The sequence below is a fragment of the Rickettsiella endosymbiont of Miltochrista miniata genome (genome assembly GCF_964031245.1).
Taxonomy (GTDB): domain Bacteria; phylum Pseudomonadota; class Gammaproteobacteria; order Diplorickettsiales; family Diplorickettsiaceae; genus Aquirickettsiella.
Genome location: NZ_OZ035017.1, coordinates 161,250 through 185,958, shown reverse-complemented (window position 1 = coordinate 185,958; position 24,709 = coordinate 161,250). Strand labels below are relative to the sequence as shown.

The 24,709-nt window shown below is 37.2% G+C and carries 26 protein-coding genes, 1 tRNA gene and 1 pseudogene; 11 read left to right on the top strand and 17 right to left on the bottom strand.

The window, feature by feature from the left end; translation table 11 throughout:
• Positions 1-147: 147 nt before the first annotated feature.
• The 4 genes and pseudogenes from AAHH40_RS07650 to AAHH40_RS00855 all read right to left on the bottom strand — a co-directional run.
• Positions 148-219, bottom strand: a pseudogene (locus tag AAHH40_RS07650) (hypothetical protein); the annotation flags it as partial.
• Positions 220-373: 154 nt separating this feature from the next.
• Entirely contained in the window at positions 374-787 is a 414-nt protein-coding gene (locus AAHH40_RS00865) for a hypothetical protein (RefSeq protein WP_342220242.1), read from the bottom strand.
• A gap of 82 nt (positions 788-869) precedes the next feature.
• A complete protein-coding gene (locus AAHH40_RS00860; protein WP_342220241.1) occupies positions 870-2,222 on the bottom strand; it encodes an AAA family ATPase in 1,353 nt (450 codons plus the stop codon).
• Between the two features lie 28 nt (positions 2,223-2,250).
• On the bottom strand, positions 2,251-3,126 hold the full coding sequence (locus AAHH40_RS00855; RefSeq protein ID WP_342220240.1) for a hypothetical protein: 876 nt from the start codon (positions 3,124-3,126) through the stop codon (positions 2,251-2,253).
• Positions 3,127-3,242: 116 nt separating this feature from the next.
• Between AAHH40_RS00855 and AAHH40_RS00850 the strand changes: the two genes are divergently transcribed.
• The 3 genes from AAHH40_RS00850 to AAHH40_RS00840 all read left to right on the top strand — a co-directional run bounded on the left by AAHH40_RS00850 (position 3,243) and on the right by AAHH40_RS00840 (position 4,600).
• A complete protein-coding gene (locus tag AAHH40_RS00850) occupies positions 3,243-3,548 on the top strand; it encodes a helix-turn-helix domain-containing protein (protein ID WP_342220239.1) in 306 nt (101 codons plus the stop codon).
• On the top strand, positions 3,455-4,456 hold the full coding sequence (locus tag AAHH40_RS00845; RefSeq protein ID WP_342220238.1) for a site-specific integrase: 1,002 nt from the start codon (positions 3,455-3,457) through the stop codon (positions 4,454-4,456). Before AAHH40_RS00850 ends, AAHH40_RS00845 begins: the two co-directional genes overlap by 94 nt.
• A gap of 68 nt (positions 4,457-4,524) precedes the next feature.
• A tRNA-Thr gene (locus AAHH40_RS00840) sits at positions 4,525-4,600 on the top strand.
• 14 nt (positions 4,601-4,614) lie between these two features.
• On the opposite strand, the gene AAHH40_RS00835 is transcribed toward AAHH40_RS00840, so the two are convergent.
• Complete coding sequence (locus tag AAHH40_RS00835; protein ID WP_342220237.1) at positions 4,615-5,736, bottom strand: site-specific integrase; 1,122 nt, start codon at positions 5,734-5,736, stop codon at positions 4,615-4,617.
• Between the two features lie 337 nt (positions 5,737-6,073).
• Between AAHH40_RS00835 and AAHH40_RS00830 the strand changes: the two genes are divergently transcribed.
• The 6 genes from AAHH40_RS00830 to AAHH40_RS00805 all read left to right on the top strand — a co-directional run bounded on the left by AAHH40_RS00830 (position 6,074) and on the right by AAHH40_RS00805 (position 10,825).
• On the top strand, positions 6,074-6,931 hold the full coding sequence (locus AAHH40_RS00830) for a hypothetical protein (protein ID WP_342220236.1): 858 nt from the start codon (positions 6,074-6,076) through the stop codon (positions 6,929-6,931).
• A gap of 4 nt (positions 6,932-6,935) precedes the next feature.
• The gene (locus AAHH40_RS00825; RefSeq protein ID WP_342220235.1) at positions 6,936-7,865 is read left to right on the top strand and encodes a hypothetical protein; all 930 of its coding nucleotides are present in this window, start codon (positions 6,936-6,938) and stop codon (positions 7,863-7,865) included.
• Positions 7,866-7,885: 20 nt separating this feature from the next.
• Positions 7,886-8,554, top strand: coding sequence for a DUF6475 domain-containing protein (locus AAHH40_RS00820; RefSeq protein WP_342220234.1), 669 nt, complete (start codon positions 7,886-7,888; stop codon positions 8,552-8,554).
• 9 nt (positions 8,555-8,563) lie between these two features.
• Complete coding sequence (locus tag AAHH40_RS00815; RefSeq protein WP_342220233.1) at positions 8,564-9,412, top strand: site-specific DNA-methyltransferase; 849 nt, start codon at positions 8,564-8,566, stop codon at positions 9,410-9,412.
• A 426-nt stretch (positions 9,413-9,838) separates the two neighbouring features.
• The gene (locus AAHH40_RS00810; RefSeq protein ID WP_342220232.1) at positions 9,839-10,234 is read left to right on the top strand and encodes a LuxR C-terminal-related transcriptional regulator; all 396 of its coding nucleotides are present in this window, start codon (positions 9,839-9,841) and stop codon (positions 10,232-10,234) included.
• Between the two features lie 195 nt (positions 10,235-10,429).
• Positions 10,430-10,825, top strand: coding sequence for a response regulator (locus tag AAHH40_RS00805; RefSeq protein WP_342220231.1), 396 nt, complete (start codon positions 10,430-10,432; stop codon positions 10,823-10,825).
• A gap of 63 nt (positions 10,826-10,888) precedes the next feature.
• Here the strand turns inward: AAHH40_RS00805 and virB11 are convergent, their stop codons facing one another.
• The 12 genes from virB11 to AAHH40_RS00745 form a co-directional block, all read right to left on the bottom strand.
• A complete protein-coding gene (gene virB11 / locus AAHH40_RS00800) occupies positions 10,889-11,860 on the bottom strand; it encodes a P-type DNA transfer ATPase VirB11 (RefSeq protein WP_342220230.1) in 972 nt (323 codons plus the stop codon).
• A 15-nt stretch (positions 11,861-11,875) separates the two neighbouring features.
• Positions 11,876-12,937: a TrbI/VirB10 family protein gene (locus tag AAHH40_RS00795; protein ID WP_342220229.1), complete on the bottom strand. Its 1,062-nt coding sequence runs from the start codon at positions 12,935-12,937 to the stop codon at positions 11,876-11,878.
• A gap of 14 nt (positions 12,938-12,951) precedes the next feature.
• Positions 12,952-13,680, bottom strand: a complete 729-nt coding sequence (locus AAHH40_RS00790) for a TrbG/VirB9 family P-type conjugative transfer protein (protein WP_342220228.1) — start codon at positions 13,678-13,680, stop codon at positions 12,952-12,954.
• The gene (locus AAHH40_RS00785) at positions 13,673-14,365 is read right to left on the bottom strand and encodes a type IV secretion system protein (RefSeq protein WP_342220227.1); all 693 of its coding nucleotides are present in this window, start codon (positions 14,363-14,365) and stop codon (positions 13,673-13,675) included. The genes AAHH40_RS00790 and AAHH40_RS00785 overlap by 8 nt, the downstream gene beginning before the upstream one ends.
• Positions 14,362-15,360 carry a type IV secretion system protein gene (locus AAHH40_RS00780; RefSeq protein ID WP_342220226.1) on the bottom strand — a complete coding sequence of 333 codons (999 nt, stop codon included), beginning with the start codon at positions 15,358-15,360 and terminating at the stop codon, positions 14,362-14,364. The genes AAHH40_RS00785 and AAHH40_RS00780 overlap by 4 nt, the downstream gene beginning before the upstream one ends.
• 10 nt (positions 15,361-15,370) lie before the next feature.
• Positions 15,371-15,712 (bottom strand): hypothetical protein, encoded by a 342-nt coding sequence (locus AAHH40_RS00775; protein ID WP_342220225.1) that lies wholly within the window; start codon positions 15,710-15,712, stop codon positions 15,371-15,373.
• Between the two features lie 186 nt (positions 15,713-15,898).
• Positions 15,899-16,594: a type IV secretion system protein gene (locus AAHH40_RS00770; RefSeq protein WP_342220224.1), complete on the bottom strand. Its 696-nt coding sequence runs from the start codon at positions 16,592-16,594 to the stop codon at positions 15,899-15,901.
• Entirely contained in the window at positions 16,588-19,014 is a 2,427-nt protein-coding gene (locus AAHH40_RS00765) for a VirB4 family type IV secretion/conjugal transfer ATPase (protein ID WP_342220223.1), read from the bottom strand. The genes AAHH40_RS00770 and AAHH40_RS00765 overlap by 7 nt, the downstream gene beginning before the upstream one ends.
• A 5-nt stretch (positions 19,015-19,019) precedes the next feature.
• Positions 19,020-19,316: a type IV secretion system protein VirB3 gene (locus AAHH40_RS00760; protein WP_342220222.1), complete on the bottom strand. Its 297-nt coding sequence runs from the start codon at positions 19,314-19,316 to the stop codon at positions 19,020-19,022.
• 46 nt (positions 19,317-19,362) lie between these two features.
• Positions 19,363-19,689, bottom strand: coding sequence for a TrbC/VirB2 family protein (locus tag AAHH40_RS00755; protein WP_342220221.1), 327 nt, complete (start codon positions 19,687-19,689; stop codon positions 19,363-19,365).
• A gap of 66 nt (positions 19,690-19,755) precedes the next feature.
• Positions 19,756-21,459: a type IV secretory system conjugative DNA transfer family protein gene (locus AAHH40_RS00750; protein ID WP_342220220.1), complete on the bottom strand. Its 1,704-nt coding sequence runs from the start codon at positions 21,457-21,459 to the stop codon at positions 19,756-19,758.
• A complete protein-coding gene (locus tag AAHH40_RS00745) occupies positions 21,443-22,087 on the bottom strand; it encodes a hypothetical protein (RefSeq protein ID WP_342220219.1) in 645 nt (214 codons plus the stop codon). The genes AAHH40_RS00750 and AAHH40_RS00745 overlap by 17 nt, the downstream gene beginning before the upstream one ends.
• Positions 22,088-22,665: 578 nt before the next feature.
• On the opposite strand from AAHH40_RS00745, the gene AAHH40_RS00740 reads away from it, so the two are divergent.
• Positions 22,666-23,187, top strand: a complete 522-nt coding sequence (locus AAHH40_RS00740; protein ID WP_342220218.1) for a hypothetical protein — start codon at positions 22,666-22,668, stop codon at positions 23,185-23,187.
• 400 nt (positions 23,188-23,587) lie between these two features.
• Positions 23,588-24,682, top strand: a complete 1,095-nt coding sequence (locus AAHH40_RS00735) for an ankyrin repeat domain-containing protein (RefSeq protein WP_342220217.1) — start codon at positions 23,588-23,590, stop codon at positions 24,680-24,682.
• Positions 24,683-24,709: the final 27 nt, after the last annotated feature.

The window sequence follows — 24,709 nt, the reverse complement described above, 5'->3', positions numbered from 1 at the left end:
ATAGGGATCATTCCCTGCAAAATAATGGATAACCTGCTTAAACATTTTACATCTCTCTTTATTAATTGATCCTATGTATAGAGGTACTTCGAGGGTAGTATATCGTGCTTGGCATTTACTACAATAACGCCTTCTTCTAGTTAAATGACCTTTCTTCAGTTCAATCGAATTAATAGCTTTGGTTTTAAAGTAATTACAGTTCGGATTAAGACATTTCATTTAATATTCCTCGTTACATTCAGAAGCTTAGCGAGCCTGCTATTTTCATCTTTTACTAATTGCTTTTCCTGTTCCTTCCTTCGTAGTCTCATTCGGTAGCCTATGACTCGTTGTAGTAATTTTTTTATGAACATAATCTTTATCTCCTTTTTTATTAATTCCAGACCAAATTATTACTTACTAAGCACCATTGGCAGCAAAAGGTGTTATCAGGACAACTAGGCCAAGTTTGTATTTCGCCACACTGACGACAATTAACCGTTTTAGTGTAAATAGGTGAAGATATTGTGGGGTCTAATCCTTTTAGCATGAGATAGGTCTCGACCATGGCTTTTAGCATTGCTGGATTATCTTTCACTTCATCCCAATCATCAGCCGCTAGAGTTTTTAATTGCTCAATCTCTAAGCCAAAATAAGGTTGCTCAGGTCGCAACTTTTTGGGTGGTTTTTTTGGGGTTAAAGTCGCATTATTTATCCACAGCTTTGCAGAAAAAGTATCAGACGAGTTGCGCTCTAAAGCCTTATAAGCTAAAGCTTTAACCGATATCAGTTGCATTTCTTGTTTCATGTTATTCTCCAAAATGAGAAGGAAATTGCGAGTTGCATTCCTTAAGAGGTGCAACCCGCAATTTTTGCCTGATCTCATCGCGTTAAGCATGAGCAATACATCCCTGTTCTTTTGCTTTTTTAAAATAGCGACAAGCTTTTGATTTGCTAATACCCAACTCAAGGACAATTTCGTGTTGTCTAAATCCTTGCTTAGCGAGTTCAACCACTTTCTCGAAAGTCGATTTCTCTAACGTTTTTAGCTCCCAAACTTGTTGATTATGTTCAGTATGTAGTTTGACCAATAAAGGTTGTGCGGAATCACCACAAAACGAACGTGCCTTTTCAAAATGAACTTCAAAACACGCACCATCACTGGGGTCATAATCACTTGGGTGTTTTAAAACGATGACAGTGTCTAATACATCTTCACGTTTACTCGTTCCTCGCGCATTACCATTTTTTGATGCATGATGGACAAATAGAACAGAGCGACCCTCCGAGCGCATGCGTAATGCCCAGGCTTGCACTAAAATCCAACCCTCTGCTTCATTTTCCTTTCCACTACGACACAGTGTAGAAATGTTATCAACGACTATGAGTTCGACATCTTTTAGAAAGGGTTCAAGCGCGTGTTGTCCTTCTAGTGTAGATAAATCGGGCATACCACGATTTTGAATGTCAGGGGTTAGGATAGTAAAAGATGCTTTGGCTTCTTCGGTATGAGACATTACAATAGAGGCCAGTCTCTCTTGCATCGTTGCCGCAGGCATTTCTCCATCAAGATATATTACGGAACGTGGTTTATCCGCTTGCCAACCTAAAAATGAACCACCACTTGCTACCGCATAAGCAATGTTTAAAGCAACGTGTGTTTTTCCAACGCCTCGCTTAGCATAAAGCATGGCTAATCCTTGCTTTGGTAACCACGGGGATAAAATAAGTTCACGTTGTGCAATATTAAGCGTTAGAAAGTCTATTAATGTGATTAATTGCAATTTACTATCAGGAGATAGATGGTCACTTAACTGATTAATTTTATTTTCTAACCAAACTAAGGTTTCCTTGGTATTTTGATGAGTCGCATAATGATTTAATAGTTGGCCTATTTCTATTAACTGACGACGATTCGAATGCTCCTTTATAATATCAACATAAGCCGCGATATTAGATATGCCAGGTGTTTTTTTGATGAGTTCAAGTACATACATATCACCCTTTATTTCTTTTAATTCGGGCATTTCTTTCGCTTCTTCACTTAACGTCAATGCATCGACACGTTCTCCTTTCCTTATTTTCCTTGAAATTCGATCAAATAAAATTTGATGTTCAAATTGATGGAAGTCTTTTGCTAGTAAATGATCACTAATGCTCGACCAAGTCACATTATCGAGTAATAAGCCACCTAATACCGCTTGTTCTGCTTGTAAGGAATAAGGAAGTTGGAAAGTATTCATGATATGTGATCCTTTATTTTTAGTTAGGTTATTTATTAAATTGGGATAAGAAATCGAATGATTTGGTTAAATTATTTTTTTTATTCTTATTGTCATCGTAATTAGCTATTTGTTTTCTCTTTTTTAAAACTCGGATACTTTGCTTGTTATATAAACATTCAACAATTTCACCTGCTTTAGAAATTGATATTTTTTTATTTCGTACTTGAGCAATTAGTATAGGGCCGCCTAGTCGTAATATTTTCTTAAGCTGCCTATAAACATAATCACTACCAAAACCAAGTACGTCAGCAACCAAACTTCTAGTTGTAATTCCTTGAACTTTTGGATTGTTATCCAGAAGTTCATCGAGATCAGTTCGCTTTCCTTGGCGTTTGCCAATAAATTTTTCTAAAGCAATCCCAATAGCGACTCGTTCAAATAAATCAAATGTTTTAATTAAATGATGAACTTCATATTTTCTATTTCGTAAATCTTCTAAAGATAGGCGCCATGTAAGCATTGCTCTCTTTTTTCTTTTTTTCGCAGCGTCAATAGCTTCTAAACCATAGATAAGATTAGAATTAGCATCAACGCAAATTGCTCGATAATTAGATAAAAGTAGATTTTTTAGATCAGGAAAACTCGGTATATTTTCAGGAAAAATAATTTTTTTTAGGGGGAATTCAACAAGGGAACAAGGAAAAACATTAAGATCTAAATGATATTTTTCTTTCCAATTAATAAGATCTCTAAACTTAAATTTTTTTCCGCTTTTAGCTTCGATACGGAAGGCAATACGTGGAGGAATCGGTCTTCCTTCAAGATAACCATAAATACTACCCCGACTAATTTTAAGTTTTAGGGACATATTGGTAATGCTTCCAAAAAACTGGATGACTTTTCTAATTATTATTTCTTGCATAAAACTCCTTGTTTATTTTCTTATTGTGCGTTTATTTTAAACAAAAAAAACGCCAACCGGTTGGCGTTTTTGTGAAGTAAAATTTGACTAATAAAAAACAAAAAGGAAGCTCTTAAATGAAAACTTTCAAACTTGAAGAAGCTGCCGAATTTCTGAAGATGAACCCTGAAGGACTTAGAAGATTGGCGGCGAGTAAAAAGATTCCCGCGGGTAAGCCAGGTAAGTGTTGGTGCTTTATGGAAGAAGACCTTGTTAATTATCTTCGTTCGCTTTACGATCAGCCCTGCAAAGTATCGCAGGGTGTCTCTAACAATAGGAGAGAAAAAATATGGCGCTCTGTAAAAGAAACAATGTCTGGTGGATCAGATTTTCTCACAATGGAAAAAGAATACAACGATCTACTGGGTCTTCAAACAAACTAGCGGCACAGGAATTGCATGATCGCTTAAAAGCTGATCTGTGGCGCCAAAGTAAGTTAAGAGAAAAAACAGACCGATTATGGCAGGAAGCGGTACTAAGATGGTTAAAAGAATCAACTTATAAGCGTAGCCTAAAGGATGATAAACGTCAGCTTAAATGGGTAAATCCTTATCTTAATAACAAAAAACTCAGTGAAATTGATAGCGATATGATTGAAGAAATAGCGAAAAAAAAGGAAGCAAATAATGTCACTCCTGCTACTGTAAACCGGCTGTTAGCTTTAATTAGATCTATTTTAAGAAAAGCCGAACTAAAATGGAAATGGATTGAGAAAGCTCCTTCTGTAGAAATACGCCATGAAGGAGAAAAGCGTGAACGTTGGTTAACTCAGGAAGAAATGCAACGGCTACTTAAAGAGTTACCTCTGCATTTAGCTGATTTGGTATCTTTTTCCCTAGCGACTGGTTTAAGGCAAGCAAATGTTTTAGGGTTACGTTGGAAAGATGTTAGCTTAGAAAAACGCCATGCTATGATTCACGCAAGCCAATCTAAAAATAAAACATCTATTCCTGTACCTTTAAATTTTGATGCTGTTTCAGTTATACGCAAGCAATTAGGAAAGCACCTAGAATTTGTTTTTACTTATAAGGGAAAACCTATACGACAGTGTAATACGGCTGCTTGGAGAAAAGCATTAAAGCGAGCAAGGATAGAAAATTTTCGCTGGCATGATTTACGTCATACCTGGGCATCTTGGCATATTCAAAACGGAACATCGTTACAAGAGCTGCAATTGCTAGGAGGGTGGTCCTCTTTTGATATAGTCCTTCGCTATGCACATTTAAATAGCGATCATCTCAAAGAGGCAGCCGAGCGTGTAGCTGGTACAAAATTGGTACACGCAGCATGAATAGCTTAAAGATGAAATTGCTAATAATGCTCAAATTGACTACAATTCGTGGCTCTTTCAACCGCATTGCCAACGTAGCTCAGTCGGTAGAGCAACTGATTCGTAATCAGTAGGTCGGACGTTCGATTCGTCTCGTTGGCACCAATTAAATCAAACACTTACACTATTTTCAATTGTTCCCTTAAATTCCCTTGCGGGAGTTTTGCGGGAGCTGCGTTACTTTGTTCACGCTTTAGAACAACAAGCTGACTAACAGTATCGCAAGCCTTATTCGCAGCACGGATCAGATTAGCTAATTCAGCGGCTGAATAATGAGTAGTAATTCGCCCACTCTTATGCCCTAGCAAATCTTGTCGATCCTCAAAACTTACCTCTGCAGCACGTAAACGTCGTCCAAAAGTATGTTTCAAATCATGTACTCTCACATGAGATAAATCTGCACGTACGCGTGCTTTCTTCCATGCTGAATTTAACATCCTTGTTACAGGTTTATCTCGAAAAGTAAAAACATACTCTGGATTAATTCCTCGTACTTCTTCAATAACCCGATTTGCTACTTTATTTAGTACTACTAAACGTTCTTCGCGGTTTTTAACTTGACTTTCAGGAATAAGAAACACCGATCCTTCAGGTATTTTAATTTCCCAATTCCATTTTAAACGGCAAATTTCCTGATCTCGACATCCAGTATTAACCGCAAATATAGCCATTCTTCGCAAATGGGTCGGAAGTTCTTTAAACAATCTTATCTGTTCCTCTGTTGATAGCGGATAAGGCTTACGTTTATCTATTTCTGATTCTAACTTTACCTTTGGAGCCACTGGTAACCAACTTAACCCAAATTCATCTTTCCATTCTTGGGCCGATAAATTCAAAATACGCCGCACCACTTGTAAAGAATAATTAATAGTTCGCATTTTCACTTTTTCTTTTTTACGAATACGAATATATTCTTGCAGAGTAGTCATATGGATAGATTCCAAAGGTAAATTACCAATAAAATGATCAAGATGCTTTAGCCATCTTGCATCTTCTTTAATACTTGTCTTATGCTGATTTTCCTCTAGATATTTAGTAGCGGCATCCCGAAAAGTTCGTTTCGGTCTAACACCATAAACCCTAGCCTGTCTTATTTCTTCGGTACGCTTGGCAAGGTACAGTTCGGCTTCTTCGAGAGAATTTGATCCAGTACTTTCGCAAATGCGTTGTCCGAGTATTTTTTTGTCGATGTGCCAGATCCCCTTACGGTTGAGCAAGCCCGACGTTCTTTTTCGCCCCATAGTGTTTTACTCCTCTTATCAACGGGGCGCCCATTACATTCTTTATAATGCTCAACCCACTCATCTAAATCAAGTCGATCAAAAGCAATTCCTCTTTTACCTATTGGAATAATTGATAGCGATGGTTTTACTTCTTTATTAAATCTATTTTTGTCCATTCCTAAATAATTCGGTGCGTCACGTAAACGTATGAGTCTTGGCTGCATATTCTTATCCTTATTTTTGAACTATCCACTAATCAGATTACTAGAATTATTTGCAAAGAATATTTCAAGAATCTTGTATAGACTTATTTTGTTCATTCATATTCATAAAAAAATAAATGGAGTGGATAAGTATGGAAAACAGCCCTTTTGAGATATTTATTCGAGAATGTGGAACGGTAGAAAAGGCGGCCAAAATTTTGGGCACATCACATCAAAATTTATGTTCTATGCGAAATGGCCATACCTGGGCAAAATTTAAGTTTGCGAAAAAAATTGAAAAATACCTATGGGAAAAACTGAAATATAAAATAGATCCTTTAGATTTGATTTCACCATTGGATCGGATGGAACTAAAGTCGTTATCTCTACCCTTTATGCATCATCCTATTAAACTCATTAATGTTCCGATAATTCATGTGAAATGTAATTTTTCAGTTCCTAGTTTTACCGACCGAGAGCAACGTCCTTTAAACCAGTTTAGACCAGTTATCATCGATGAAAATCAACAACTCATAGCCAACCCAAGCACTTATTTGGTTTATCAGCAACAGAACAAAAAAATGGTTCCTGCTTGGCACTTTTCTTTATCTGATCTGCTAACAAAAAAATATGAGTTGGCTGTATTAGTGCAAACTTTTTTAATCTGCGAGCGAGCTGCTATCGGCATTGCTGCAAAAAAATGCTTAGGAAACCGACAAGGTCCTCGTTTTCACAAAACGTTTCGTCGAAATTTCGACGAAATAACAGGAAGAACAGATGAATTGATAGCCGCTAAGCTTGGATTTGGTTGTAAAGATAGTTATCGCCATGCTGAAAAAATTCAATTATTTGGTACTACTGAACTTATTCAATCTGTTAACGAAGGAACGCTAAAAATTTCCGCAGCCGCCCAACTAACCCGCTTTAATCACAAACAACAACGAGAAATATTAGCCCTGAATAAAAAGGAAATCCTTAACTATGTTTATACATTAAAAAGAGGGAGATAGTGCGATGAGAGAATATGGTTCTGTACAAACACAATTCTGGTCTGATATAGCATTACAAAATTTATCCACTCACGCCAAATTATTGGCTGTTTATCTACTGACTGGACCACATACTAACATGTTGGGTTGTTTTCGATTACCCACAGGGTATGTAGCAGAGGATTTAAAATGGAATGAAGAAACAGTTTACAACGCATTTGCAGAACTCGATCAAATTAGATTTTTAATCAGAGATCCAGAATCAAACTGGATTTTAATCATTAACTTCCTAGATTGGAACCCCATTGAAAATCCCAATCAAGGAAAAAGCATAGTTAAGCTTTTTAAACGAGTTCCACATCAATCAACGGTTTCCAAAGCCATAATTAAAATCTTATTAGATCAAACAAAATACTTAGATGAAGGGTTTAAAAACCATTTGGCAACTCTATCGCAACCCTTTCAAAACCAGGAACAGAATCAGGAACAGGAACAGGAACAGGAGAAGGATCAGGAACAGGAGAAGGATGTTGTTGGTAAGCCGTCGTTTATCGACGGCTTACCCAGCAGCAATTCAAAAATTCCCTTATCAATTAATAAAAAGAGCATTCACGACGAAGAAGCCATCGGTATTCCACTTCAAAATAACGATGTGTTTATTACGGGAAAAATGGATATTCACACCTGGAAAAAAACCTATCCAAACATTGATGTTTTGCAAGAGTTACGTCAAATACAAGCTTGGAATGAAGCTAATCCAAGTGCACGCAAAACACGCTCACAGATCCTTCGTCACATCAATGCATGGCTTGCTAAAGAGCAACGTGACTCTCTACAACGACAGCAGGCCCCTCCCGATCATGACGTAACTCGTTTAGCAACACGAGGACTGAGTCCTACCCTAGCCCACAACCTCGTCGTTGGAGAACAATGGTTGAATCACTCAAAAAATTAAACAACAAAATAGGAGATTTTATGTTAACAGATGATAAAAAACCCTTTCTAGAATGGCTGACATTATTGGCGGAATCTTTTAACCGCAAAGTTTCAAGTTTATTACTAGAAACCTACTGGCAATGTCTTAAAGCTTATCCGTTTCCCCAAGTAAAACAAGCGATACTGAATACTTTACAAAATCCCGATCGCCAGAAATGGGGCATGCCAACTCCTGCTGATTTAATTGTTTTAATTCAAGGTGATAGTCATAGTCATGCGCTTAACGCATGGAGCCAAGTAGTAACGGCTATTCGCACAGTAGGTCGCTATGACAGTGTAGTTTTTGACAACCCGATTATACACTGTGTCATTCGAGACATGGGCGGTTGGGTTTACTTATGCCAGCAACCGGAAAAAGAATTACCCTTTTTACGCCATGAATTTGAAAAACGCTATCGTGATTACCAACGTAAACCACTCACTAGCTATCCACGATCACTCAAAGGCAGCTTGGAATATGATAATCAAGTCCAAGGTTCACATAATCCACCCGATCCTATTTTAATAGGTGATGTTAAACGCGCATTGATTGTATATGCCAACGGCACTAAACAATTATCTATTCTCCCATTAACACTTTCACAAGCGACTCAGCAGTTTTCGCAATTGCAGATTGATACGGATACGTCTGAAGAAGAAGAAAATTGAAGGATCTTTATGCAAAACAACTTAGTTAATGAGTCTTTATTTCAAAACAATTATAAAATTCTGCATGGCGATTGTGAGAAAGAATTGCGCGCTTTTCCTAATCAAGTTGATTTGATTGTTACATCTCCACCGTATGCGGATGCACGGAAACAACATTACAACAGCATTCCTCCTGGCGATTATGCCGATTGGTTCATATCTTTTCATAGCACGTTTTGGCAAGCTCTAAAACCAACGGGAAGTTTAGTGCTGAATATGAAAGATAAAATTGTTAACGGTGTCCGTCAGCATTATGTATGGAATACGATAGAAAAACTCATTGGCTTAGGTTGGTATTGCATAGACGACTATATCTGGCATAAAAAAACCAGTATGCCAGGATATTGGCCAACTCGCTTACGGGATGCCTGGGAATATGTGTTTCATCTCGCCAAAGTAAAAACACCTTATATTAATCAGGATGCGATTAAAATCCCGATTGCCTTATCCACTCAACAACGGTTGATGAATTTCGAGAATCTAAAATCTCCCTTCGTTCGTTCTAGTACAGGTAGTGGCTTTCAGCGTGACTTAGCCAATTGGCGTAACAAAAAACAAGTACTACCAACAAACGTTTTGCATCTGAGCCCTGAAAATCGCAATCAAGGTCATCCAGCTGTTTTTCCGGTTGCATTACCTCAGTTTTTTATCCAATTACTCTCAAAACCAAATGATCTGATTGTTGATCCATTTTCTGGCAGCGGCACTACAGGTTTAGCAGCACTTTCTTTACATCGACGCTGTTTGCTGATCGATAACCAGCTCGTCTACTGTCAGGTTGCTGAACAAAGAATAAATAAACTAATTAATTTCAATTAAAAAGATTCAAAAAACTTTTTTATTTCAAATGTTTAATAAATTTAGTTAAACCTCTTGCAGATCACCTATTGGGACCGCTAAGATTTGGATTGCCTGTTATAAAAAATCTGGTGCAGGAATAACTTCCCGCACCAAACCGCACTGCACAAGGTACTGGTAATACCTTGCCGTGCTAGCCACTTATCTCAACAACCTAAAATTACTAGGAGTCGAGCATCATGACTTTTTATAGAATAAATCATCGGGCCCCCTTAGGGCAATTTACTTTTATTAATCAAAGGTTCATTACTTTTTTATTTCGTCATCAAAAACTTCTATTTGAGGCTATCTTAGCGCGACTTCGACAAACATAGCACCTGATAAATCTTAAAAAATATTTCTTTTTTCAAATTTAATTAGGGCCTATTTTGCGCCTTGGAGGTCATTATGTCTCAAAAGAAAGTGATTAAATCCGCTATAGGGGATTCCGATCTAACTCAGGGTTCATCCATTAATGAGCCCACTGATCTAATAACGCGTATTTTAATAAAACTGGGTAATCACAAACCATCACTCAAACAACGTCAACTCATCAAAACTTTATTATTTAATCTCAGTTTAAGAACTACATTGATCGTTGATTCACAGTTAAGCCCTCGAGAAAAAGAGTGCCTCTCATTAGCCGCTTTAGGATACACCGTAAGAGAAAGCGCTGAATTACTCGATATTAAGCACAATACAGTTGAAGACTATCATAAAAGCATTAAGAAAAAACTGAAATGTAAAACAATTGCTAGAGCAGTTATGGAGGGTATTCGCTATGGATGGATCAAAAAACCTTAAAAATTTACAACAAAAAACCCTCGGAATTCCGGGGGTACTTATAACCAAAGAAATAAAAAAATCCTATTATTTCTGGCTTAAAAATTCGTTTTCAACTTTAAAAAATCAGAATTACCTCCCCGGAATTCCGGGAATTGCGCAGAATATCAATAATAGTCACACTATAAAAAAATAACACTTTTCAGGAGAAATTTTATGAATCATGACTTTGCAAACTCTTCCCTTACCCCTCGTATCTTGGTTGTTGAAGACGACCCCATTATTCGAACCATCCATCAACAAGTTCTTGCAAGCTTGGGCTGTCAGGTTGATTGTGTTAGCCGAGGACAAGCTGCAATCCGTCAGCTTTATTACGATATGGTCTTGCTTGATATGGGCTTACCGGACATTCCTGGGGGAAATGTCATAAAAGCAGCGCGCACGAGAGAAATACAACGAAAACCGCTTCCTTTCATCGTAGTAACCGCCCATGACAAAGAAAACGAAGCAACTTATTTAGCACTCGGCGCCGATCGTGTTTTTCGAAAACCATTAGCAAGAGGACAATTACACTCTCTTTTAGTAGAGTATGGCTTACTGAAAAATAAATAATAACTTTATTTAATAAATTGAAATAGCAGAAACTTTAGTAAAATTATGGATTGGACACCTAGCCTAACCACTATCAAAATAAATCTCTGCTATCTCTACAAATCGTTTCGAGTTAGCACTACGTTTTAACTGGATAATGATTGGAATGATAGATTGAATATAAGTCCGTAATTTTTCTTCACTCGAATTTGAACCTGCTTGTTGCATCATGAATACGAGCTGATCAAAACAACCTGCCGGTGTGTCAGCATGCACCGTACTGATGCTTCCTGGATGACCACTGTTTGCTGCTCTCAGAAATGACCATGCTTCAGCACCGCGCAATTCAGACAGCAGTATTCTATCGGGCCTTAAGCGTAAACATGCCTTGAATAATTTCGCTGCGGTCATATTTTTATCGTCTTCATTAAAAAGTAAATGTACTTTGTTTGCCTGCGCTACCTTAACCTCTCGCGTATCTTCTACCGTGATCAAACGGTCCGTATCTGGAATAAGTTTTAAACACGCATTGAGAAAGGTTGTCTTACCGGTACCCGTCCCACCACTAATGATCATGTTTTTTTTAGCACTTATTGCTAACTTCAGAAATTCAGCAATATTTTTTTGCGCGTGTAACTCTTTTAAAGAAGTTGCTGTTTCTTTAGTCGCATCTTTGTTTACGACAGCAAACTCATCAAAAACCCCTGTTTTTTGATAATCCTCTAGACTCATTTCATGACGTGAATGGCAACGAATAGAATAAATCGCATTATTTTTTTCACAAGCAGGTGGCATAATACATTGTATGCGTTCGCCCGTCGGTAAATAGCCTGAAACTAAAGGGTGCGGAAATGTTTTATGGTTAAATTCTGCAATCAGGTTAGCTAATGCTTCAAGAAAGCTAAATTCTAAGATCTGTATTTCATGGCAAGTAAAATTTCCATTTTTTTCAACAAATACTAAACCGGGTTGATTAATGCAAACTTCCGTTACACCTGCTGTTTGTAAGAAAGGTTTTAAGGGTTCTATGTGTTTTTCTAACGCTTTTATGGACATTTTTTCTGTATAATTTTAGAAGACATTGACTTTACCTTTTGCTTCTTGATGAACCGATCGAAAATCTAAGTCATGTGCTACAAACACTTGGATGGGAGACCCTTGATTTACCCATAAGGTCGGTGGAATCGTCGTTTGTTGTTGCAATGTTTGCTGTGCGGTTTGATTCAAACTATTCGCTATAGCCATACGATAGGCTTGGGTTGCATTATAGGATGCGTTATTAGCAACACCGACATTAGATGTACCCGCACCCAAAATCGAAAGAAGTGTAGCCGTTCCAAATCGTTGCCAAAAATGTCGATCAATAACATCGGCAGCCGTTCCCGCCATACCTAATGAATCGACACCCGACGAATCTAAATTCAGACTCAAACCACCCGGCGTTATTAAACGTGTCCAAACAATAAAAATTCGCGATTGCCCTTCCGACATGCCACTTTTGTATTGTCCGATCAAACGACTACCTGGCGATATAAGCACTTGCGAGCCATCTTCTGCATAAACCGGCTGATCGATGATTGCCCGCAAGGAACCCGGTAAATCAGAATTAATCGCTGTTTCTAAAATAGCATGCATGATCTGGCCCTGAGCGATCAACTGATTTAAAGGACCTAATGAATTTGCCTGAATCCGTTTATTGATGTTCGATCCACTAAGCTGCTGTAAAAATTGACTGTTGGGATCAGTAGAGAGCGTTTTAGATTTTACGGGTGTCGTGGAATTACTGGATTGATTACCGCTTTGTTCAAGCAACATCATGGGCGCAGATAAACGCAGTTGTAATTCTTTTTGTTTAGCTTGTAATAAAGCCAATTGTTGTTCTGATAGTTGTTTAATTTCAGATTGTCCTTTTAATGGGGATGATTTTGATGACTTTCCCTCGTTGTTGGGTAGTGTATAAGATTCTTCGACTGCGAATTTGGTTTTAGTTTCAGTTTTTTTAGAATGAAACAGAAAATGTATTCCTAATAAAAGTAATAAACTTAGCAACAGGATAAGAAGAGCCGGCTTTTTACGGCTTGGTTCAGTAATCTCGGGCAATCCTTCAGGTGGGGAAGTTGTTTGTTTTACCATGACGTTACCACCATTTATTTTATGTTCTGCCAATCACCGATGGCGGCATCGTTATACACACTCGTCACATAACGCCCGCTTCGTAAAGTAAATTGGGGTGCTGTCGTATTGACAACGACATAGTTTCCTTTCATGTGATAATTGACTAAAGTTTCTTGCCGATTCTTATCCACAATAAAAATGGCGGGTAAGCTATTGTCGAAGCGGAAATAAGTAAACTGACCGTTACAATCAAATGCTTCTCGTGGTGCTAATCGTTTGTCGCCGGTAAAACTATATTTCCAGTTAATTTTGGTCGGATCACAAACGCCAAGGGCATTGGTTTGTCCACTTCGATCGTAGCCTGCACTCGGATAGATAAACTGTAATTTATATGTCGGTGAAGTTTTTGTATCATTCGAATCTAATTGAAAATTATAGCTATTAACATTGGTCAGTACGGTCATATTAGTCTTTGATGCAGCCATAGGTTTGATAAACAGATTATTTTTAACCGATACCGCTTGCCAAGCTAAGCTATCGCCGATAGATATATTTTGTACTTCCTCGTCCCCGGCAAACACCACTTGTGTCTGATAACCATAATGTCCGTGGATAATAACCACGTTATTCGGATCATAGTTGACTGTTTTAACATGTTGATCCGCTGTAACCTGCCTAGGAAGCAAAGCCGCTTGCGCCATGCTATGTCCCATGGTAATGATAAGCATGCTCAATAAAAGAAAAGTAATTCGTTCACTCATGACGGTTCTCCTCATTTAAATTAACCGGTGTCACTTGGTAATACGTCACGGTAAATCCGAGTGGATTTCTATCTAGTTGAACTTGGGTTGCTTTAACTGATTGATAGTGCCATTTCACGATGACTTCTTGATTCGCCACTTGTTGTGTATTAGATGCTTTATCACTCAATCGTTTTTCGAAGCGAATAGCCGCCGTATTGTCATTCAAGCGTGAAACCGATAACACTCGTACTGTGACCGCTTTATTTTTTCCATATTTGCGATACGGGGAAGTCAATACATTACTATCCACTTCAGCATCGTATTGTTTTCGGATCATGACATCCGATTGAGCCCACGCTAATTGGTAAGGAATTTCTAAATTATCGCTATCATAGCTTTCTCGATTGATGACATAGTGTATAAGAAAATAACGTGTCATCTGCCAATTAGCCGTTAGCTGCGTAGGTTCTAATTTACCCAGCTTAGTTATTTCACCCGTCGCGTTATTAAACGCATACAGGTAAGGTACTTTTTGTTTGAGTGGGATCAAACAAGTCAGCATGATTAATGTAAACAATAAACAAAGCAATAATCCTATATTTCCAATCAACGAATAACGTAACCAAATGGCTTTGCTATGATAAACATCATAACGCCAATCAGCAGCTTTTTGGTAAAATGCTTCACTTGTATTCGTTTTCATTTTTTTCCTTGCTCTACGGCTGCATTGACGGTTGATTTTTTTTGACTTGCCGCTTTGTTAGCCATTACGTTCCCTATGGCTTTAATTCCTTTTCCAGCCAAACGCCCTGCAGCATTCATGCCAGTTGCTCTAAGAGTAGAACTCACCATACTGCCTACTTGACCTAAAGCGGCCAGCGTAAGCCCGCCACTTAAACTGCTTGCGATCGGTAAACTTTGTTTTAACAAAAAAGCGGTCACTAAAGATAAGCCGCCAAACAATCCCATGGTAAAAAAATCGGGATTTCCTTGTGCCGCTTGGCTATTTAGGTCAGGTAAAACCAGCTCCATCACCGACAGCATGAGAGATAAAATACTGGCTGTTACGATAGGGATTAATGCGAAATTAAATAATTTTCTCAGCCAGCTGCCAAACCAACCACGCGTTGACTCCCAAAGAATAAAAGGTAGAAAAATTGGACCGAGTGCTAACGCAATGGCCATCGCGAGCTTTGCGTAGATTAAAAGTCCTAGCGCCGTCAAACAACATACAAAAGTAAAAACAAATATGAAAATACTACAGAAAAAAAGTCTAATTCCTCCATTAAATAATTTTTTGGAGGCATCCATCCCTGTGCTATAAACTTGATTAAGTGCTTGCGCAATTGATTGATCAGAAGTCAATGGGTTGGATGCATTAACCATCACTTGGGCGATATCACCTGGTTCATTCGTAAAAAGGTTATAAACAAAGAGATAATATAAAGACCAATTGGTAATCAATCCATAAACTATGCATAAAACAATTAAATGTCGGCTAATAGTGCTGAAATCAGCACTCAAGGTATGCATGGTAAAACGATAGCCTAGCAACAGAATATAAAGTGTACACAACAGCAAGAGTGTACTGTTGTATTGTACTGCTAACTGCAGATAGACCGTTTGGACATAGTGGCCAATCACACCGTCTACCGCGGTTAATGTATCCGTAATAAAACTCTGAGCAGAGAGCATCATTTTATTTGATCTATAAGAGAGAAAATGCTTTTATTTTTTTCCAGAAATCAGGATCTCTAAAATCTTTTAACGTCGTACTAACAGGAATAAAATGCTTATTCATTAAGCTACGGTAATATTTTTTTGTCCAACCTTCACATTTATTTTTTAAGGGTAAATTTTGTTTAGGATCGATGAAATAGTGAGCGCATTCATTAATAGGCTGGCCATCTCCTCTTAAAAAGAAATCTTCATCCAACGCTCGAATTATTTTCTCATCCACTAAAGGATTTTTATGACTACATGCTGCTAAAAAAGAAAAACTGGCTATTAAAATACTGAATAAAACAAATCGTTTGTAAAGTAATGGCATAGATAGCTCCTTTTACCATGAATTAATTTTTGTTTTTGTGCCACAAAAAGTAGCATTTGCATCACAAGGTGCTTGTAATGGTGTATTCGCACAACTGGTTAAACATAAAACTAAAAATACTAATAATACGCTTAATAAATGCCTAGATAAATTTTCCATTGTTTGCTTTCCTATTGTTTTACATGTTTATTTATAGTTTGCATTAAGAAAATGGGCATTCTGTACCGCATCATTCACTTCTGCTTGTGCATCAATCGCGTGTTGCTGATTGATTAGCGCTAATTGGCGCAACATTTCTAGCTGAATTAAATTATTTTCTAGTGTAAGGCGACTTTCTAAATCAACTGATTGTTTTAAGGTAGCCGTTGTGCCAATTTGTTGACGTAATTGATTGGCATAGTTAATCTGATCTTGAATTTTATCGTAGCTCAATTGACTCGCCGCTCTAGCGGCTAAAGCCGTTTTAGCTTTTAAGGCATAATATTTTTGGTCCATTTTATTTGGGTTCACACTGTTATAGAGTTCGGTCGCTACAGGAAATTCTTCAACTAATGCACGCAGCGTTCGTCCTAATTGGCTATTATTTCCGCCGTTTCCCGCCATACTTAAAACAGAACCCCAACGATCCGTATTTTCACCCCAAGATTGATGATCGGTAAATTGCGAATGTCCCCATGCTGATTGACCCGATACGGCATCTTGTATCTGGTGAGTTAATCCTTGTATCGTATTTTGAATACTCGAAATCTGTAATTGATAGCCTTGAATTTGTGCCGCAATATTGACTAAATCGCTAATAGGATCGGCATAACTAGGAAAAGATAAAATCATGAATAAACTAAGCGCTACAGTTTTGTAAGTACAGTGAATTGGGTTTAGCATCTGCTTTTCTCCATTTTTCTGCGTTGCTGAAAAATAGGTAGCCAAATCTTTGGATCATCCCCTACTTCAGCATGAATAGTATCCAATAAGCTTACCGTTTCTTGCCGTCCAGAAATGATGGCAATCTCATCGTCTAATTCTTTGAGATTAGCTCTTAGCACAACCGATTCCTTGCCACGACCGTAATTCAATAAAAAATAATGACTGTCATCCGGTAAGGTTTTTATTAACTCAAATTCGCGTTCTGTTAAACCGAAACCTTCGATATAGGTTTTTCGATCGGCCATAGGATTAGGAAAAAAGATCTTACAGGCTGCTGCTTCATTAATCGGTGCTTGAATGGCTGAAACAGACGTATCCTGTGCCGCTTGCGTGGCTAAACCAAAAAAATTATTTTTCTTGCGCGGTGTACGCGATAAATCATTGATAATGTTTTTGAAATAATCATCCTGTAGCGCTAACCAACCTTCATCGAGAAAGATCATGCCGCGTTGACCTTCGAGTTGCTGACTGAAGCGATGCAGTAGGTACATTAACGTGGGTGTTTTACACACTTCATCTTTTAAAAGATGGCTTAAATCAAGACCGATTACATCCGTGTCATACTGTTGCTGTTCAAAACAATCGCTGACATTATCAAAAACCCAAGCCTGTTCACGATGACTGTGCCAACATTCAAATCGTGCACGCAGTGAACCCGGACTATTTTTACCAAAAAATGGCGCGATATGACAAAACTGTCTTTCTGTTGGGTTTAAGCGATACATCCCTGCGATAGCATCTTCGATGATTTTTATTTCCTGTTCATCGAGAGGCTTATGTTGAGATTTTAGAAGTTGCTTAAAAAGATTAAGTAAGAAAGTACGGTTTTCTGATGTATCATTCAGTTGACAAGGATTAAAACCGGTAGATTTCCCTGGTTTTAAAATTTCATAAACACCGCCCAACGCTCTGACTAAGATTTCCAAACCGCGATCTTTATCAAAGATGACGCGTTTCCCACCAAACTTCATACTTTGTGTGATAAGGAACCCAACTAACACGGTTTTACCACTGCCGGTGGCACCCACAATAATGAAATTTCCAACATCTTTAGTATGAAAATTAAAATAAAAAGGACTGCCAGAAAGTGTTTCTAAGACAGTTACGGCATTCCCCCAAAAATTACCCTGCATTTGACCTACTGGGTCACTGTGCAAGCTAGCAAAGGCCGCCATATTTTTTGTTGAGATTTCCGCTGCTCGAACAATGTAAGCAAAATTACCGGGTAATTGCGCCCAGAAAGCACATTCGCAACCGATATCTTCGCGAATACACACGATATCTCGATCAGAAAATAAAGCAATGATTTCGCCCACGCGGTGATTCAATTGTTCCTGACTGTTGGCATAACACAGCAAACTAAAATGATGTTGGCCATAACCCGCATCACCACTTGCTGCCTCTTCAAACGCTTCATCGATCTGCTCTGTTTGTCGATTGGATTCTTCTTTTGTTTGCTGCATATCTTGCTGTTGATCGCGTAAACGAGTTTTAGCCAAATAACGATCATAAAATCGAAATGATTGTGTGATGGTATATTCCATGCGTAGCGAATTTAAGCTATCTAATAAACCCTGATAGGTCATCGCTGGATACATCTTGATAGACAGTGCTGCAGCAAATTGTTTACTGTGATCGCCTGCACGGCATTCAATGGTTCCTGAACGATGATTAAAAAATAGGCGTTTCCTTGCTATATAAATCGACGCATCTTGCGCCGCTAGCGGTACAGCCTGTCGATCGTAATTAATCAACTGATCCACAAAAGCTAATGGTTGCGAAAAATAAAGCTCATCCTTTTGATAAACCGTTAATAATTGCGGTTGATAGTCAGACAAGACTTGCAACACTTTTTGTGTGGTTGCTTCAAGCGCTTGATAGGTTTTAGCCAATTGCTGTTGTTGTGCCTCTTTATCGAGCTGACGGCTTAATTTGCTAATCCAATTAAATCCTTGATTGATAACACCCGCTGCCGGTTTAGTAACGATTGCTAAATAAATCGCATTCTGAAACAGTGAATTCCTTTTGATTCGCTCTCTATATTTTTCATTCAACTGCTGAGCAAAACCTGGTTTAAATTCTCCATCTGGATACTCGGTAGTTTGGCGACGCAGGGTCCAGAAATAAACCGCGTATTCAGAGGAAAAACTTTTTAATAAACTATTGCGACGATTTTTATAGGCGTCTAAGTCCGCTTCACTTTGCGTGAGTTCATTAATCCCAGCCAGTTGAATAATTTGAATGAGCTTGCCACTTTTATCGATCAAGGTATCGTTATTGTAATGCCCTAAGATATTAATATGGCGTGAAGCATTGACTTCATTTCTTAGTAAGCGGCTTGGTAGAGGATTTTTTTGTTTTATCTTTTTAGCAAACATATACTTCACCCCGGCTGATAACTATTTGTTCCACCCCAAAAACCACTGTTCAAAACAGGTGGCGTTTGTGTGAAAAATTTCAACCATAAGCAAAAAAACTGCAGATCTTTCGTTGCAAGCCGAAATAAAACCAGATGAAATAGCCCAAATAGAGGAATACCCATTAAAGTATGAAAATCAATACAAATCAGAATATTGATGCCTAGATTCGCAAAGAAAAAACGTATCGGAATTCCCATGAACAACGGTGGACGTGTTAAAGCCAGTGCGAGCGGATCGACTTCGAGTTGGTAATCTTGCATATTAATTCCCTCTAAACTTATTATTTTTCTTTAAATACTTTACTATTTACGAAAAAAGACTACGTATGGCTAAGGCAATAGCGGGTGCGCCAAACAAAAAAGAAATACCTAACAAAGTATAAAAAAAGTATTTCCATTCCACATAATGACCGGCACACAACAATCCCACCCCCATAATAGCGAGCGTTGCAATAGATAAACCCGTAGCGCCCAACAAAGCATCAATGAAATAGTGAAGACCTTGATTAACTGGGGTATCTCCACCACCCGCCCAGCACAATTGAGAAGAAAGAAAAAGAAAAGTAATAAAATTAGTGAATTGAAATATTTTTTTATGGCTTCCATATTGCATATTTTTATTCGAATAAAACATAATTATTATGCTTTTATTTTAACTTATTTTATTCAAAAAAGCACTATAAAATAGCTATTTTTTATATTATTTTGTAAAAATAATTTTTACTTTTTCTTGCTGAAATTTATTTACTTTACTGATGTAAAAAGCTTCTCCTGGCTGTAACGATTGCTTAATTTCATCAGGATGAATAATAAATGATTTATTACGTTTTACACTGCCCATTCCCGTTGATGCATCCTCGCTTATCTGTGCCGTAATATTGAACCCATCTTGCGTCCCTACCCAACTCGCGACAGTTTCCGCGCTTTCATGATCATTCAGTCGATGACAGATCAATGTGTTGACACAATTTAATAGTTGGTTTTCAAAGTTGATATCCACTCTTTTCAAATCTGCTAAACCTTGTGTGCCAAAAATTGCATGAACACCTTTACCACGCCCCATATTCACTAAATTCAATACTTGTTCTCCTGCGAATACGGAGAATTCATCAAAAACAGTAAAAATACATTGCTTAGAATCTAAACGATCAATCACAGCTTTGATATCATTGATAATTAATTTACCTAGAACCTTAGCAAAACTCGGGAAACGTAACGCTGGTAAAGCAAAATAGACCACACTACCTGATTCGATTATCTCTGCTAAATTAAATGTATTATTTGTCTTTTCAAAAAATGCACCTAGCTCAGAATGTACTAACAAGTTTAAGTGGGCTTGTAATCCCGTAATATCTTTAGCATCATAACGCTGTAAGCGCTGTACACGCGCCTTTAATGAGTCGTCAGTCAACGCACGTGCTTTGAGGGCCAATTCTTCATAGTCTAAACACCGCACAGTCGTTTTTAAGTCGAAACTTTCTTTCAATGTTAGCAGCACTTCGAAGGTGGTTTGTAAATAATCCTCGGCTATTGAACGATAATAATCATTTTCCCAATGATCTTTTAAACTAATGAGTTTGTCTTTGAGTTCCGTATAGCCGCCATGTGCTAAAGGATCATAATGGTGATATTCCGCACAGTTAAATCCATAAAAATTACGTTGATACTGCTGGGATCTCTTTTGCAGCCAGACTATATTTTCCTCCGTGGGTTTACCATCAATAATAATCAACGGATAGGCTTGCTGTAGCGCACGTTGATAAAAACGTCGTAGCGTAACCGTTTTACCACCACCTGTCGTACCTAACACCAATACCATTTGATTGACTGCTTGATCGGGAATAATGACCGCTTGATGAGTAGTAGAAATTCCTAATAAGGTTCCATCACTGTGCTGATTAAATCGCTTATTCCAACGCTGAAATTGAGTTTTCCAATGGCTGGGGGAAGAGAATTCCCTACCACGTTGAATCGCTTTTAATTCCCATTCATGTGTTGAATTAGGAATCCATTCTATCATGCCTAATAAACCGGCGAACAATAACGGAAATCCCAGCCAATAATAAAATGTTTGCTGATAGATAAATAGTAATGCCGCTTTTAAACCTTGATTAAATAAAGTTTTCCAAAAAACAAAATGACTAACAAAACCAAGATGAATAATTTCAAAAAAAGAGAGTGTTAACGGTGCTTGCAGCTCGATCAATACAGCACTAAAAATAGCTAGTAGGCTACCTATCAAAAAAATCTGCCAAGCAGGATAGCTTAAACCTCGAATAAGAAGCAGAAATAGGACTAAGCCTAAGAGTCCCACATACCATTGCCACACCAAGCAAATTCCAATCAATAGGCACTGCATGGCTTCTCGTGGGCGGTGTAGAAAATTATCACCCTGCATTGACATGCAAATCTGTTGGCTGTTTTTCTAAAAACTCACTCAGCGAATAAATCTTAATAAATGACATGCCCTTTGCAGCATCTTGCAATCGTGGCAACATACTCTGCCTGCAAAAATACCAAACCTCCTGCAATGAGAACTGAGCCGCATAGGTTTTTAAAATAGCTTCTAGGCGTTGCTTACTCTTGCAAGAAAGTTCTACTTCGATTGCAACTTGTTTACCATCGGGAAAAACTAATATTCCATCCGGTAGATGCCCCTGCTGGCCGACCCCCAATTTATACTTATCATGTTTTAATTTCCGTTCACTGATCCATGTTGTATCAGGATAAAAAATCCTTAGTTTTAAATAGAGATTCAATAAAGCAAGATCATGGTGGTAATTGGCCAACGGCACTCGATGTAAGGGAGGTAACGAAGTAAAACGTGAACCTGTTTGAGTTAAGCGAAATAGGCCATGACGACGATAAAAAATCCGTTCATGTTGCAATAGATTATGATGTATTAATTTATTAACTATTTGGTAGTTACGCGGTTTCCGTAAAGCAAAGCGTTCGTTGAGCTGGGGTATTTCACAGAAACCAAATTCATTAATGAATTGTAAAATGGCTACATCGCGCGATGTTAACTTCACAAAGTGATCATCCTGATTATTTTTCTCTTAAAAAAGTGGACCCCATTTTGAGAAAAGAATCAAGTGATTTAGAAACAAAAAAATTTAATCTAAGTCAGGAGTTATCCACACCAGTTGGATTCCTCAAAAAATCCAACGATTGTGGGTAACTTCTCTCCTTCCTCTAGTTCTATTATTATTTTTTTTTCACTTTTCATTTTTAATTTCTCTACGCTTTCCCGCCCAATAGCCATGACCTCAGTTTTACAAGACTCGAAGAGACGATGGAAAAGTGAGGTCATGGCTAGCTTTCACAGCGTGAAATGGGCGGGGATCCCTGTTAAATCAAGCAAAAAGGCATTTAGAGTCTACTCTAATCAAGTTATAGAACTCAGTATAGATATCTAGGTTAATAAGAATTATTATTATATTTTTATTTTTAATACAGGCTCTAACGAACAATATGGCATAATAAAAAAAGGGAACAAAATTGATGTTACTTATTGAACTAACATACAAGAAGCCAATCGAGGAGGTAAATAATTTTTTAGATAAACATCGATATTTTTTAAATATATATTATGAAAATGGAATTTTTTATGAAATTTAAAACACTCATAGCTTTAATATTGATACCTCTGTTATACATAAACTACGCACTTGCAGTAAGTAACACTGTAGAGGATGAAAACTTTAAATATTCAAACGAAAAAAAAACAGCGTCAGCCCAAAAGGAAGTTTTTAACACAATAATAAAGTATCAAAATGCACTAAATAGCGCAGATACAAAAGAAATTCTATCTCTATTTAGTGAAGAAAGTTATTCACAGTGGAATGATAAGTTAACTGCGGATACTACAGAAAAAAGAAAAGAGCAATATGACTCTCTTTTCAAAAAAGAAAAGTTCAAAACTAACTTTGCATTTGACACTATATGGATTAACGGGGATACGGCGGTAGTCAGAACACACCACCATAAAGGTACTGTAGTAACAGACGTCGTAAATAATAAAAAACTTCTCGATTTTAATAGAGAAGTTTTCGTGTTAAAAAAAGAAAGTGGAAGATGGAGTATATTCCTATATACATTCAACACAAATCCATTACAAGGCGTTTCATAGAATGATTTATTCGTAGTGAAAAAACGAAATAGTTCTTATTTTTAAGGCTAAAACTAACTTCCGTTTTTCTTATCTTGATACAAAAAATATACTTACGAATTTTTATGTAGGTAGATTGGTTATGGGTTTAACAAAGCTGGATTACGAGGATCAAGCACTAGCTTTGTACCAGGGAATTATTCAGAATATGATAATACTCAGTGATTCCCAGTTGATTTAAAAAATTATCTTCATGACAGATAATTGAAGAAAATAATCAATTAGAAAGATTGCGTCATGAATTATCTGAAGAGTGTATTAATAAAATGACGCAATAACTCGCTGGATAAGAATATTGTCTAAATTGCATATGTTATTTCTTAATGGTTATAGATAGAATAACTATTTTAGGGAGTAAATTATGTTAAAGCATAACTTGCAAAGTGAAGAGCTATCACTACGTAACCACGCCGCAAGAGGTGAGTTTGAAGAAGTTCAAGAAATTTTAGATAGAAATAATGGAAGTTCAAAGTTTAATATAAATAGTCAAAGTTCTAACGGAAATACAGCGTTGCATTGGGCCTGTTTTAGGGCAATGGAAATATACAAAGGTAATTCAGAAGCCTATAGTAAAACTATTCAGTTGTTAATCAAATATGGCGCTGATTTTCTTGTTGAGAATAAAGAAGCAAAAAAACCGTGTGATTTTTTTAGAAACGACGATGAGTATTTAAATCCTTTTAATTTGGGTGTAAACTTAAAAAGTTATTGCTATTTTAATTTAACACATTCTCTATTAGAAATAGAATGTAAAAAAATTACTTCACAGTCGGAACATGAAGGTGAATCAGCGATAGCATCCTCTTTTTATTCAATTATAGATGGATTAAAACTGATTGAGTTTTTTCCAAAAAAAGAACACGAAGATACTTTTACAATTCTTAGTCTGGCTTGCGGTATCTCTACGGAGATCCTACCTTTAATCATATATTTTCAACATAAAAATATGAAAGTCAACTATATTGGTATAGATAATAACAGCGCTATAATTGAAGATAACAAAGCGAGATATACCGCTTATAAAAATGTACGTTTCATCTGCGCGGATGCCTCTAACCCCAATAAAATGAGCGAAATTATACCTTCTCATTCCATTGATTTTGGGATAATGCGTAATGGAGATTTCACTGAAGGCAACGGTAGACAACCTATATTTTTCCAAATAGTAAATCAGATATTTCCAAACTTGATCAAACCTAAATATCCTCTATTAATGACATTTCAAACAGAATATGAATTGAATATATGCAGTAAAAAAACTCAACTCAATGATAATTTTAGAAAATTTAGAGGCGGTAATTTTTTTGATAATAATAAAAGATGTGTTTTTCCTACTCAGCGTGGCGGTGAGACTATCCTGACTTATCCTGATAGCTATAGTTTTATTTTAAATTTAGATAAAGAGCTTACTCAGCAAAATAAATTAAGTCAAAACATGCAAAAGTTACACGTGTAGTGAAAAAATTACTTTTGTCGAAATCTC

Excerpts from the sequence above, each read along its gene's own strand:
- AAHH40_RS00865 (WP_342220242.1), bottom strand. The coding sequence starts at position 787 with ATGAAACAAGAAATGCAACTGATATCGGTTAAAGCTTTAGCTTATAAG.
- AAHH40_RS00860 (WP_342220241.1), bottom strand. The coding sequence starts at position 2,222 with ATGAATACTTTCCAACTTCCTTATTCCTTACAAGCAGAACAAGCGGTA.
- AAHH40_RS00855 (WP_342220240.1), bottom strand. The coding sequence starts at position 3,126 with ATGCAAGAAATAATAATTAGAAAAGTCATCCAGTTTTTTGGAAGCATT.
- AAHH40_RS00850 (WP_342220239.1), top strand. The coding sequence starts at position 3,243 with ATGAAAACTTTCAAACTTGAAGAAGCTGCCGAATTTCTGAAGATGAAC.
- AAHH40_RS00845 (WP_342220238.1), top strand. The coding sequence starts at position 3,455 with ATGGCGCTCTGTAAAAGAAACAATGTCTGGTGGATCAGATTTTCTCAC.
- AAHH40_RS00835 (WP_342220237.1), bottom strand. The coding sequence starts at position 5,736 with ATGGGGCGAAAAAGAACGTCGGGCTTGCTCAACCGTAAGGGGATCTGG.
- AAHH40_RS00830 (WP_342220236.1), top strand. The coding sequence starts at position 6,074 with ATGGAAAACAGCCCTTTTGAGATATTTATTCGAGAATGTGGAACGGTA.
- AAHH40_RS00825 (WP_342220235.1), top strand. The coding sequence starts at position 6,936 with ATGAGAGAATATGGTTCTGTACAAACACAATTCTGGTCTGATATAGCA.
- AAHH40_RS00820 (WP_342220234.1), top strand. The coding sequence starts at position 7,886 with ATGTTAACAGATGATAAAAAACCCTTTCTAGAATGGCTGACATTATTG.
- AAHH40_RS00815 (WP_342220233.1), top strand. The coding sequence starts at position 8,564 with ATGCAAAACAACTTAGTTAATGAGTCTTTATTTCAAAACAATTATAAA.
- AAHH40_RS00810 (WP_342220232.1), top strand. The coding sequence starts at position 9,839 with ATGTCTCAAAAGAAAGTGATTAAATCCGCTATAGGGGATTCCGATCTA.
- AAHH40_RS00805 (WP_342220231.1), top strand. The coding sequence starts at position 10,430 with ATGAATCATGACTTTGCAAACTCTTCCCTTACCCCTCGTATCTTGGTT.
- virB11 (WP_342220230.1), bottom strand. The coding sequence starts at position 11,860 with ATGTCCATAAAAGCGTTAGAAAAACACATAGAACCCTTAAAACCTTTC.
- AAHH40_RS00795 (WP_342220229.1), bottom strand. The coding sequence starts at position 12,937 with ATGGTAAAACAAACAACTTCCCCACCTGAAGGATTGCCCGAGATTACT.
- AAHH40_RS00790 (WP_342220228.1), bottom strand. The coding sequence starts at position 13,680 with ATGAGTGAACGAATTACTTTTCTTTTATTGAGCATGCTTATCATTACC.
- AAHH40_RS00785 (WP_342220227.1), bottom strand. The coding sequence starts at position 14,365 with ATGAAAACGAATACAAGTGAAGCATTTTACCAAAAAGCTGCTGATTGG.
- AAHH40_RS00780 (WP_342220226.1), bottom strand. The coding sequence starts at position 15,360 with ATGATGCTCTCTGCTCAGAGTTTTATTACGGATACATTAACCGCGGTA.
- AAHH40_RS00775 (WP_342220225.1), bottom strand. The coding sequence starts at position 15,712 with ATGCCATTACTTTACAAACGATTTGTTTTATTCAGTATTTTAATAGCC.
- AAHH40_RS00770 (WP_342220224.1), bottom strand. The coding sequence starts at position 16,594 with ATGCTAAACCCAATTCACTGTACTTACAAAACTGTAGCGCTTAGTTTA.
- AAHH40_RS00765 (WP_342220223.1), bottom strand. The coding sequence starts at position 19,014 with ATGTTTGCTAAAAAGATAAAACAAAAAAATCCTCTACCAAGCCGCTTA.
- AAHH40_RS00760 (WP_342220222.1), bottom strand. The coding sequence starts at position 19,316 with ATGCAAGATTACCAACTCGAAGTCGATCCGCTCGCACTGGCTTTAACA.
- AAHH40_RS00755 (WP_342220221.1), bottom strand. The coding sequence starts at position 19,689 with ATGTTTTATTCGAATAAAAATATGCAATATGGAAGCCATAAAAAAATA.
- AAHH40_RS00750 (WP_342220220.1), bottom strand. The coding sequence starts at position 21,459 with ATGTCAATGCAGGGTGATAATTTTCTACACCGCCCACGAGAAGCCATG.
- AAHH40_RS00740 (WP_342220218.1), top strand. The coding sequence starts at position 22,666 with ATGAAATTTAAAACACTCATAGCTTTAATATTGATACCTCTGTTATAC.
- AAHH40_RS00735 (WP_342220217.1), top strand. The coding sequence starts at position 23,588 with ATGTTAAAGCATAACTTGCAAAGTGAAGAGCTATCACTACGTAACCAC.